10 protein-coding genes are annotated in these 10,951 nt (G+C 53.1%); all 10 read right to left on the bottom strand.

The features are described from left to right. Positions 1–29: 29 nt before the first annotated feature. From C5S61_RS25615 to C5S61_RS25660, 10 genes are read right to left on the bottom strand one after another with little or no spacing between them, the layout of a single operon-like run. Positions 30–449 carry an ATP-binding protein gene (locus C5S61_RS25615; RefSeq protein WP_054537036.1) on the bottom strand — a complete coding sequence of 140 codons (420 nt, stop codon included), beginning with the start codon at positions 447–449 and terminating at the stop codon, positions 30–32. After that, entirely contained in the window at positions 446–2,002 is a 1,557-nt protein-coding gene (locus tag C5S61_RS25620; protein WP_110520274.1) for a tetratricopeptide repeat protein, read from the bottom strand. Before C5S61_RS25620 ends, C5S61_RS25615 begins: the two co-directional genes overlap by 4 nt. A 10-nt stretch (positions 2,003–2,012) precedes the next feature. Further along, positions 2,013–3,110 (bottom strand): PP2C family protein-serine/threonine phosphatase, encoded by a 1,098-nt coding sequence (locus C5S61_RS25625; protein ID WP_110520276.1) that lies wholly within the window; start codon positions 3,108–3,110, stop codon positions 2,013–2,015. A gap of 4 nt (positions 3,111–3,114) precedes the next feature. Then, positions 3,115–4,572, bottom strand: coding sequence for a CheR family methyltransferase (locus C5S61_RS25630; RefSeq protein WP_110520278.1), 1,458 nt, complete (start codon positions 4,570–4,572; stop codon positions 3,115–3,117). Then, positions 4,569–5,648 (bottom strand): chemotaxis-specific protein-glutamate methyltransferase CheB, encoded by a 1,080-nt coding sequence (gene cheB, locus C5S61_RS25635; protein ID WP_110520280.1) that lies wholly within the window; start codon positions 5,646–5,648, stop codon positions 4,569–4,571. Before cheB ends, C5S61_RS25630 begins: the two co-directional genes overlap by 4 nt. Before the next feature lie 2 nt (positions 5,649–5,650). Next, positions 5,651–6,010: a response regulator gene (locus C5S61_RS25640; protein ID WP_110520282.1), complete on the bottom strand. Its 360-nt coding sequence runs from the start codon at positions 6,008–6,010 to the stop codon at positions 5,651–5,653. Between the two features lie 50 nt (positions 6,011–6,060). Further along, on the bottom strand, positions 6,061–8,367 hold the full coding sequence (locus C5S61_RS25645; protein WP_110520284.1) for a hybrid sensor histidine kinase/response regulator: 2,307 nt from the start codon (positions 8,365–8,367) through the stop codon (positions 6,061–6,063). Positions 8,368–8,382: 15 nt separating this feature from the next. Beyond that, positions 8,383–9,885, bottom strand: a complete 1,503-nt coding sequence (locus tag C5S61_RS25650) for a methyl-accepting chemotaxis protein (protein WP_205701483.1) — start codon at positions 9,883–9,885, stop codon at positions 8,383–8,385. A gap of 22 nt (positions 9,886–9,907) precedes the next feature. Next, a complete protein-coding gene (locus C5S61_RS25655; RefSeq protein ID WP_110520286.1) occupies positions 9,908–10,327 on the bottom strand; it encodes a chemotaxis protein CheW in 420 nt (139 codons plus the stop codon). Beyond that, positions 10,320–10,754 (bottom strand): chemotaxis protein CheW, encoded by a 435-nt coding sequence (locus C5S61_RS25660; RefSeq protein WP_164689788.1) that lies wholly within the window; start codon positions 10,752–10,754, stop codon positions 10,320–10,322. The genes C5S61_RS25655 and C5S61_RS25660 overlap by 8 nt, the downstream gene beginning before the upstream one ends. Positions 10,755–10,951: the final 197 nt, after the last annotated feature.

Raw genomic sequence — 10,951 nt, forward strand, 5'->3', positions numbered from 1 at the left:
CCTGACCCCTAGCCCCCGACCCCCATTCGCTACTTTGCTTTAAAAATTCGCAGCCGCAAACTGGTGCCAGTACCAGAGCTTTGCACCTCGTATTGATCAACCAACTCGCTGATTAAATATGAGCCGAAGCCACGCAACATGCCCGATTCAAGGTTATCTTCCTCGACCACGCGGCGCTCGGTGTTGAAGTGCTCAATACCTTTGCCATGATCGATAATTTCAACTTCTAATTGATCGGCGTGGAGCGAAAAAATGACTTCGACCGAGCCAGCCACTCCGCCACCACCGCCATGCTCAATCGCGTTGGTTACGGCTTCGCTCACTGCCAGCTTGAGATCTTCGACGCGCTCGCGCGGAAAGCCCATGGTGCTGCCAAGCTCGGCGGCACTGGCCCGCACAACCCGCTCAAAAACCAGGTCAGATGGAATATTGAGGTGAATCCGATTCATCGTGAACCTCCACGGGCCATTGCGCGGCCCTTTTGGGGTAATTGTTCTTGTTGATTGATCAGATGTTCATAGCGGCGAAGGTAGGCTTTGCCCAAGGAACTGTTGCCAACTTGGAGATAACATGCCCCCAGATAATACAATGCTTGGGTATGACGTGGGTTACGCCGCAGCACTTTTTCAAATAACGGGATGGCTTGGGCTGGTTCGAGCATTTCTTTATAGCACGTACCCAGCATAAAGGTGGTTTCAATATCATCGGGCCAGTGCATCAGCACATGGCTAAATTCACGCGATGCCAAATCGTAGCGTCGCCGCCGCGTATACATATAGCCCAAATCGTAGCGCAGTGAATGGGCATGCGGCGCTAACTCCACCGCTTTGCGCCAAGCAGCCAAGGCCCAACTTTCGTGGCCCAACACGGTATACATAAAGCCTAGCAAGTAGTAGGCATTGGGATCTTTGGGCAAGAGCTGCACCGCGCGTTCAAAAGCCCGCATGGCGGCATGATGTTTTTCTAAATCATAGAGCAGCTTGCCCATTTGCAAGAAAATTTGGCCATCGTTGGGGCGCAATTTGGCGGTGCTATACAAATGGTTGTAGGCCTCGCGATGCTTACCTTGAAAACGCAAAATCGCGCTGATGCGTAGCCGCGCATCAACATAATAGCGATCTTGCGGTGGAATTTGGCCATACTCTTGAAACGCCAATTCCCAGCGGCGCGCCCGCGCCAACAAATTACCAAGCAAATAGCGCGCCCGATGTTCGGTTGGCCGCCATTTGAGCAGGGCTTCGTAAATGCGCTTGGCATCTTCGTCGTAGCCTTGAGCCTTGAGATCGTCGCTCAAACGGTAGTACCAGTTGGCAACCTCTTGCTCCGATTTGCTCACCAGCACTTCATCGGGGCCAACGCTGGGCGAGATAAAGGTTGGTTCAACGCGCAGCGCCTCGGCAAAACAGCGCTGGGCCAATTCGTGAGCGCCATGGGCTTGGTGCATCAAACCCATATAATACAAGGGTTCGCCAGCATAGGGCCGCAACTCGCGGGCAGAGGTAAAGTGAATATAGGCCCGACCAGCATCGTCGAGCATCTGATAGGCGCGACCAAGCGCAAAATGGGCCTCGTACAAGCCATTATTGTGTTCGAGTGCCTCTTTGAATGCACCAATTGCCCGATCAATTTGGCGCATCGCCCCAAAGGCTACGCCCAAGTTATAGTGCGCTTCGGCCAGTTGCGGATCGGTTTGTACCGATTCCAAATATTCGCGCTGGGCAGTCGGCCAATCATCTTGAAAAGCGCAGGCATTGCCAATATACAAATAAATAATCGCCCGCTCGCGATCGTAAATTTGCGATTTCTCATCGCCCTCGACATAAGCCGCGATCAACGCGGTTTTGAAATGCTCGATTGCATCAGGATAATTGGCGGCCAAATAGGCTTTGATCCCGCGTCCAAACGCAGCACCCAAGCGCGTCCCAGCCATAAAACGCTCGCTCCCAGCAAAGGTATCGAGGTCTAGCGGCATTACATTGAGCGTGTCAACATTGGTAGTCATAACAGTTCCCTTAGGACGATCCTTTGGTGGATTGGAGCAAGCGATATTCTTCGATCACTGGGCGTAATTGCGCTTGCAGTTCGCGGGCAATTCCACGGCCAAATTGGCTGGCAACCATTTCATTCAGCGGACGCAACAACGCTAGGCATTGGTCGGGTGTGCGGCTTGCACCAACCAATTCTAAGCTTTGCCACCATTCATCGGCAGTCATTGGCCCAACCACATCGGCCACAATGCTGTGCATTTCATCAAGCAAATTGGCCAAACGCCGCCGCACGAGCACCATCGTCACATCATCGTGTTTGAGTTGACCTTGGGTCCAAGCGCGAACTTCGCTGAGCACGCGGGCCATCAAGGCGCGTGGCTTAAGGTGGCCAACTGTTTGCAAAAGGCTCTGAAACCGTGGGTAGCCATATAAAACTTGATGCTCATTGGTCGCTTCAACAACCCCATCAGTGTACAACATGACCGAATCGCCATAATTCAGTTGCACGATGGATTCAGTATAGCAATCGATCTCCATCACGCCGAGCGGCACACCTGACGTTTCGATTTCAACGACTTGATTATTGATCACAATCAGGTAATTGTGACCAGCATTTGCCAATTGCATCATGCCGGTTTGCGGGTTGATTAATGCATACAGCATCGTAACCATGCCCTGCGGCATTTCTTCGATCAAAATATTATTGACTGCGGCCAAGGTATGTCCTGGCGACTGACCGCGCCGCACTTCGGCTCGAAAGACCGTGCGCGCCACTGCCATGCGCAAAGCAGCAGGCAAGCCCTTGCCGCTCACATCGCCAATCATAATGCCTTGGGTGCCATTGACCGCCAGAAAATCATAGAGGTCGCCGCCAAGCTCGCGGGCTGGCAACGAGACTGCGCTCAGCTCCCAGCCCGGCAATCGCGGCACGGTTTCAAGCATCAAGCCTTGCTGCAAATCACGCGCCAATTGCAAATCTTGTTCCAACTCAGCTTGACGTTGGTCAAGCACTGGTGCTTCGGGCACTGGCGCAGGCAAAGCTGGCTCAAGCGGAATCGCCACTCGACCATGAGCACGGTGACTGAGCAGTGAACTATAGATTGCTGGCTGTACTTTTTGCATAAAATTAAAATGTTCCTTGGCTGGCTTCTAAGCTGCCAATCCAGCGTTCGCAGGCTGAACGCAACCAGCCGACTGCGATGCCGTCAATGACTGTGCTACTTGAATGTTGGGCCAACTTGCGTAAAGCATGTTGATAATAGCGCAAGGCTGCGGTTTCGCGCCCTTGGTGGCGATAGCTTTCGGCCAAATGAAAGGCGATCGTCGGCGATTCGGGCACCAAATAGCTGGCACGCTCCAAATAATTAATCGCTTTATCCCACGCACCTTGGTTGAGCTCGATCATGCCCAGCACCACATAGGCGGCATCTTGCAAAACATCAAGTTCTAAGGCACGACGGGCTTCAGCAGCAGCTTGATCGTTTTGGCCAAGGTCGGCATGCAATTGCGCAGCCAAGGCCAAAATTGCTGGCTGGCGCTGATTGGGCGCAATACTAGCCAACAGGCTCAAGCCGCGGCGCTGCTGGCCTTGTGACCGCAATGTACGCGCTTCGGTCAACAAACTCGCCACATCTGATGCTTTTGGCACGTCGACGGTAACGATGGGCCGCGTAATAGGCCGAGGCCGCACCGGAGTTGGCTCCACTGGCTTATCGAGTGGCTTAGTAATTGGGCGTTCGATCGTCGGGCGTGGCTTTGGCTGGCCATCGCCTTTGCGATAAATAAATGCTCCAGCCACCTCGACCGTTTCGAAGCGATCAAAAATGCCCCACAGCGATTCGGAAAAACCCAAGAGCAAATAGCCACCAACCGCCATCGCCGCATAGATCCGTTCGATCAACTGGCGACATGTTTCGAGCTGAAAATAGATCGTGACGTTTTGGCAAAATACCACATCAAGCTGATAGGCCCAATGCGGCAGTGCGTCAAGCAAATTGTGCTGCTCGAATTGTACCAAGGATCGCACTGCTTCGCTGACGCGCAGCGATCCGTTGGGCTGTTGCTCAAACCATTGTTTGTAGTCGGCTTGAACATTAGCCAACGAACGCCCACGATATTCGCCAGCAATCGCACGTTCAAGCGGCACATGGCTTAAATCAGTGGCCCAAATTGAAATTGGACGGCTTGGCGGGTTGCCCCATTGCTGCAAGGCAACCATGGCCATGCTATAGGGTTCCTCGCCAGTCGAGCAGCCAGCGCTCCAGCAACGCAGCGGACGCAACGGCGAACGTACGCGCTGAAGTTCAGGGAAAATATGCTCGCGCAAAGCCCGAAAATGAGCTGGGTTACGAAAAAACTGCGTTTCGTGATTGGCCAAACGCTCAGCCAACCATTGCACCTCGCTTGCATTGGTCGGGTCTTGAATTCGCAGTGTGTATGCCGCCGGGCTAATTTGCAATTGGCGATAGCGTTCCTGAACAAACATGCGACCTTGGCGCATGCGACTATCATCGAGATACAACCCCGCTCGGCGAGCGAGATAATCGCGGATGATTGTCCATTGTTCAGTGCTTAACTCACTCATCGACGTTCAGCTTCACTGAGCAGCGCCACCAAACGCGGCGCAATCGAATCGGCAGCCAAAAATTCCATCGCCGCGCCAACTTCCTCTGCGGCCCGCGGCATGCCCCAAATCGCGCTGGTTGTGCGATCTTGGGCAATTGTGCGTGCGCCAGCCCGCCGCAAAGCCAATAACCCTTGTGCTCCATCACGGCCCATGCCAGTTAACAACACGCCAATTGTTTGCTTGGGCAATACCTTGGCAGCAGATTGCATGGTTACGTCAACTGATGGATATAGTAAGGTATCTGGTTGCGATTCAAGATGCACCGTCCAGTTGCCATCAATGCGCAAATGATGGGTATCGGGGGCAACATAAACATGGCCATTTTTCAAACTTCCACGATGCTGCGCCAATTCCACCTTCAAGGGCGAATGATTGTCCAACCAGTCTACCATTGTACCAACAAATCCCTCGGCGATGTGCTGCACAATGATAATGCTTGCGGGGATGCTCGCAGGCAGGCTATGCAGGAGTTTGTATAACACACGTGGGCCGCCAGTCGAAGCCCCAACCACAATCAACCAACGTTTGCTTGGCGGGCTTATTGAAGCCATCAATAAGGGAATATTGGTCTCGGTGGTTGGCGATTTGCGCCGTCGCCCGCGCAAGTGGGTCACAACTTTGACCCGCGAAAGCACCTTGACCCGTTCAAGCAAGCGCAGCCGATTGGCCTCACCTTGCGCCAACGTCAGGTCGTTGGGTTTTTCCCACACTTCCAAAGCTCCGGCGTTGAGCATCTGAAAGGTTAAATTGCGATCATGGCGGGTCAGCGATGAGGTAATCACCAAAATTGGCGTTGGATGATAAGCCATAATTTCTTCGGTGGCCTGCAACCCATCCATCACCGGCATGCGCACATCCATCGTGATAATATCTGGTTGCAGCGCTGCCGCCAATTGCACCGCCTCACGCCCATCGCGGGCCTCGCCAACCACTTGAATCGCCGAATCACTGGCTAAAATAGTGCTGATGACTCGGCGCGAAACCGCCGAATCATCGACAACTAACACGCGAATTGGTGCAAGCGGCCCTGTCATCATTACATACCTAACAACAGTTTGACCCGATTGGGCAAATCGAGCAAATCAAGATCTTTGTTGAGATAATCGTCGACTCCGGCCTCAAAGCCAGCCCGTTTATCATCCATCGAGGTCAACATGATAATTGGCAATTCTTCAAATAAGGGATTGGAACGCAACTGACGGCAAACCTCGTAGCCATCAATCCCAGGCATTTGCACATCCAACACGACTAAATCAGGCGTGAGATCGCCGATTTTTTGCAGCGCTTCCTCGCCGCTATAGGCCAAATCGACGGCATAGCCATACATTTCGAGCCGCATTTTGACAATATCGGTAACCAGTTTGCTATCGTCAACAACTAAAATTCGTTCACTCATTGAAAAACTCCTCGCAGGGGAAGATTGGCAGTAATCAAGGCCAAGCTACTTTAGCGGCCAAGTAATTGATGAATCGTTTCGAGCAAGTTGCTTTGATCAAACTGGCTTTTGACGATATAGGCTTGTGCGCCAGCCAATAAGCCTTCACGCCGATCACTATCACGGGCTAGGCTTGTGATAATGATAATTGGCAATTGGCGCAAACGTTCATGGGCGCGCACCCGACGGGTCAATTCAAATCCAGTCAGCAACGGCATTTCAACATCGCTTACCAGCAGATCGTAGGAATTGAGGTTGAGCTTGTCAAGCGCATCTTGGCCGTTAATTGCCGTCTCTACGATATAGCCCGCCGATTGTAGCATCGAGCGTAGTAGTTCGCGGGTGGTAAACGAATCTTCGGCAACCAGCAATTTGGCTGGCTGACGCTTGCTTGGCGCCGGCAAGGCCACAGGCTTGCCCCATTCGCGCGCTCGGGCCGCAATCGCCAACGGATTGAGCACCAACACCAAGCGCCCATCGGGCAGGGCAATTGCTCCAGTGCATAAGCGCTGTTCGTTCAACAACGCTCCCAGCGACTTAACCACGACTTCGCGTTCATCAACCAATTTATCGACGAGCAAGGCCAATGGCCGATTGGCTGGCCCCAAAACCACCAAATTGGAAATATCCGATGGCTGGGGCAACGGCCCACGTTGCTCAAGCAATGGTGCAAGCGCCACAATGCTCACGCTCCGTTCATCGACGCGCACGCTTGGGCGGCCTTCGACCATTTGAATTTGCGACCCTGAAACCCGCCGCCCACCCAAACAGGCGGTCGATGGCAAGGCATAGGTCGTTCCGGCCACATCAAACAACAGCACCCGCGTGGTCAGCAAGGTAATTGGCAAAATCAGCGTGAAGGTTGTGCCTTGACCACGCACGGAATGCACATCAACCCGCCCGCCAACTTCGCTCACAGCGGCGCGCACTACATCCATGCCCACGCCACGCCCAGAAACATCGGTGATGATGGCGCTGGTGGAAAAACCAGGCTGCCAGATCAACTCCAAGGCTTCTTCATCGCGCAAACGCGCAGCCGATTCAGCATCAATAATTCCGCGTTTAATTGCTGTCGATCGAATCACCGCTGGATCAATGCCACGGCCATCGTCGCTGATGATAATTTCAATCGTGCCGCCCAACGAGCGCGCTTGCAAGCGCAAGGTCGCTTCAGCAGGCTTGTTGGTTTTAATCCGATCATCGGGCGTTTCAATGCCATGATCAAGCGCGTTGCGCACCAAATGCAGCAACGGATCAGCCATCAACTCAATCACTTTGCGGTCGGCCTCAGTGGTTTCGCCTTCAGTGATTAAATTAACTTCTTTGCCCAATGAGCGAGCCAACTCACGCACTGCTCGCGGAATTGGCGCAAACAAACCAGCAACAGGCTGTAAACGCGTCGCCATCACCTCGGCCTCAAGTTCATCGACCAAGGCCTCGCTGGCGGCACTATGGCTGCTCCAACGCTCGCTGAGCAAACGCAATTGGTTGCGCGTCGCTTGCGCCAAATTTTGCAATTGGCTGGCAAGTTCGCTAGCCTCACGCCGTTGCTGAAAGGTCACGCGCTGGCCAGTCAAGCGCTCGCTCAATTGTTGGCTCAGCCGCTCGCTTTTGGTCAACAATTTATCCAAAGCTTCGAGATCGGCCACATGCTCAAGATGCAACTGACGGGTGACGACCAACTCGCCAGCAGTATTCAACAAGCGATCCAAGCGCGCAATTGGCACGCGTACCGTCGAGCGAGTTGTATTGATCGGCTTGACAACCTCGCTGGCAGGCTTGGCTTTTTTAGGTGCTGGCGGCGCTGCAACTGGGGCAGGCTCAGGCTTGGGTTGCTCAAGCACAACTGGCTCAGGCTCTGGCGCTGGTTCAGCCACAGGCTCGACAATCGGCGCTGGCTTTTTGGCTGGCGGCGCACTTGGTAGGCTTTCGCCAGCAGCCAACGCATTCAGTTGCTCGACCAAAATATCGACATTGGGATCGGTTGGCGGCGGCTCATTGACATTGGCATTCAAGGCCAACAGCACATCAGCGCTGGCCAGCAACACATCGTTAATGCTCGCATTCATGGCCAGCATGCCACTGCGCAAAGCCGAAAGCAAGCTTTCCATCGAATGTGCCAAACGGCCCATATCGATTTGGCCAAGCATGCGCGCTGAGCCTTTGATCGTATGCGCCGCCCGAAAAATCGTATCAATCGCTTCGCGATCGCCTGGGTTTGACTCCAAGGCCAACAAGCCTGTGGTCAAGGCCCGCACATTCTCTTCAGTTTCTTCGCGAAACTGGCCAAAAAATGCTGATAAATCAAAACCGCCCATGCGATAGCTCCTCGCTTAGCGTGTATTGGCCTCGATGTTGACCAACGAATGCAAACGGTTTGCAATCGCGGTGAGTTTGGATGCTGCATCGGCAGTTTGGCGCGAACCAGCAGCCGTTTGACGTGAGACTTCGGCAATTTCACGCATGGTTTCGACAACTTGCTCCGATGCAGTTTGTTGCTGAGCAGTCGCTAGGCTAATTTCTTGGGCCAATTGGGCGGTATGTTCACCCAACACCACAATCGAATCCATTTCTTGGCCTGCCCGATGCGCCAAATTGACCCCTTGGACAACTTCTTTGACGCTTTCTTCGGTTGCCAACACCGAGGCATTGGTCGCAGCCTGAATTTCGGCAATCACATCTTTGACTTCGCGTGAAGCGGCTAAGGTGCGGTTGGCCAAGCTCTTGACTTCGGCAGCAACTACCGCAAAGCGCCGACCATGTTCGCCTGCGCCAGCAGCTTCAATCGCCGCATTCAAGGCCAGCAGGTGGGTTTCATCGGAAACATCGTCAATCAAGGCAATAATTTCGCTAATGTGATGCGAACGTTCGCCCAAGCTCAACACCCGCGATGAAACTTCTTGCACCCGTTGCTTAATCCGTTCCATGCCTTGGATGGCTTCATCAACTGATTGCTGGCCCATTGCCAACGAGGTCAAAGTTTGTTGGGCAGCAATGCTCACTTGATCCGAGGCGCTAGCGATTTGGCGCGCGGTAAAGCCCAATTCTTCAATCGTTGATGAAACTTCTGCAACTGCCGAAGCTTGCTCGGTTGCGCCCGAAGCTTGTTGCTGCGAGGCTGCCGACAATTCGGTGGCGGCAAACGAAAGATCGGTGCCAAGCTCGATCTGCTGAATATTTTTCTCGATCAACTGCTCGTTGGCCCGCATCAAATCGGCAGTCCATTGCTCGCTTTTGAGCGAATATTCAGCCAAAGCTTTGCTAAAAATCGTGGTCAGCACAATCGTCGTCGCCAAGCCCACAAAAAACAGCACAGCGCCAACGCCATACACGCCTGCATCGCCTGCGGTTAGCGTTCCTTCGGCAACCCTGAATGAACCAAGATTATCTTTGAGCAGCAGCAACATGCCATAGGCAAAGGTGATCGAAATGCCATAGGCCACAATTTCGCGCCATGTTGCCACCAAACCAACAATAAACAGCATGACCAGCAACAACGAAATAATCAGGCTTTGATCGATGCCGCCATAACGCACAGCACATGCCAAAGCCGCCAATGAAATCGTGCCAATCAAAACATAGGTGGCAATTTGTTCTTGGCCTTGGCGAATCATGCGCAGGCTAAAAAAGGCGACCAGCAAAATCGCGCCCATCGAAACAAAGAGCACACCGAGGGCATTCCACAATTGAGGATTATTGCGCTCGTAGATCCACGCTACCAAGGTTACTAACAACGGCACGACCAAGGCAGCCAAGGCGACAATCCGCATAATCACGCGGCGGCGATCAGCTAAATTCGTAAAATCGAGTGAGAAAAGCGAACCTAAATTCGCCATGAGCAGACTCCTTGGCACTGGTCTAGCGCTTTGCGTGTACCAGCACAAACAGTTCGAGATCAAGCATGAGGCATGGGCGTTCGTCGAGCATAATAATGCCCAAAATGCTGGGGTCGAGCAAGCTATCGGAAACTAAACTTGGCAACGGTTGTACGGTCAGTGCGGCCCGAATCGGGTCGCCCAATTGATCAACAACTACTGCCAAGCTTGCTTGCCCAGCCACAAATAAGGCTAAGCGATTGGCTTGTTCGCCAATTGGCTGTTGCAGCCACTGATTTAAATCGATCACATCGATTGGGTTGCCGTGGTGAATCACGCGGCGAATTGGTTGCCCGCTATTGGCAACATAATCCACGCCCACCAAAGCGGTTTGGCGAATTAAGAGCGTTTGATCGCCAACACTCAGCGGATACAAATCGCTGACAACTGCTGGACTAACCATTGTTGATCGACCCAAGCAGCGCGGCGAGATCCAGCCATGTTGCAAAACCAAACGGCGTTGGCAGCAACCCTCGGCTGGCAACCGTGCCGCGATGTGGCGTTGGCTCAGCCAAACTTAAATCAAGTAGCAACATATCGAGCACCTGATCAACTGCAATTGCACAGTCAATCTGTTCGTGAACCAGCAAAAAGCGGCTGCGGCGGGTTGGCGTAATTGGCTTCATGCCCAAGATTACCCGCATATCAACCGCTGTCAGCAACACGCCACGCTGATTGATAATGCCCATAATCGCCGCCGCCGTGCCGGGAATTCTGGTTGGCGTGCGCCAACGCTCAATGCCACGGGCTTGCTCGACTGGCAAGGCAAAGCGTTCTTGATCGAGGATAAAAACCACAAATTGCGCCAATTGATCCGCAACTTGGCTCACAGCAGGCTCTCCCCATGATTCAATGCTGGTAGCCTTGACCACATGCCAAGCAACCAACAATCAAATCATCACAAATGGCGCGTTCTAAAGCAGCAAATCGTAGCTTAGCATAGTCGCAAGGTAGCCCAACTGTCAAGCGTACTAAATCAGGTAATTTGGAGAACATACAACATAGGATTTGGGGATCAGGGGTCGGG

This window comes from Herpetosiphon llansteffanensis, from assembly GCF_003205875.1.
Lineage (GTDB): Bacteria > Chloroflexota > Chloroflexia > Chloroflexales > Herpetosiphonaceae > Herpetosiphon > Herpetosiphon llansteffanensis.

Coding starts and splice junctions, on each gene's coding strand:
- C5S61_RS25615 (WP_054537036.1), bottom strand. CDS start 449: ATGAATCGGATTCACCTCAATATTCCATCTGACCTGGTTTTTGAGCGG.
- C5S61_RS25620 (WP_110520274.1), bottom strand. CDS start 2,002: ATGACTACCAATGTTGACACGCTCAATGTAATGCCGCTAGACCTCGAT.
- C5S61_RS25625 (WP_110520276.1), bottom strand. CDS start 3,110: ATGCAAAAAGTACAGCCAGCAATCTATAGTTCACTGCTCAGTCACCGT.
- C5S61_RS25630 (WP_110520278.1), bottom strand. CDS start 4,572: ATGAGTGAGTTAAGCACTGAACAATGGACAATCATCCGCGATTATCTC.
- cheB (WP_110520280.1), bottom strand. CDS start 5,648: ATGACAGGGCCGCTTGCACCAATTCGCGTGTTAGTTGTCGATGATTCG.
- C5S61_RS25640 (WP_110520282.1), bottom strand. CDS start 6,010: ATGAGTGAACGAATTTTAGTTGTTGACGATAGCAAACTGGTTACCGAT.
- C5S61_RS25645 (WP_110520284.1), bottom strand. CDS start 8,367: ATGGGCGGTTTTGATTTATCAGCATTTTTTGGCCAGTTTCGCGAAGAA.
- C5S61_RS25650 (WP_205701483.1), bottom strand. CDS start 9,885: ATGGCGAATTTAGGTTCGCTTTTCTCACTCGATTTTACGAATTTAGCT.
- C5S61_RS25655 (WP_110520286.1), bottom strand. CDS start 10,327: ATGGTTAGTCCAGCAGTTGTCAGCGATTTGTATCCGCTGAGTGTTGGC.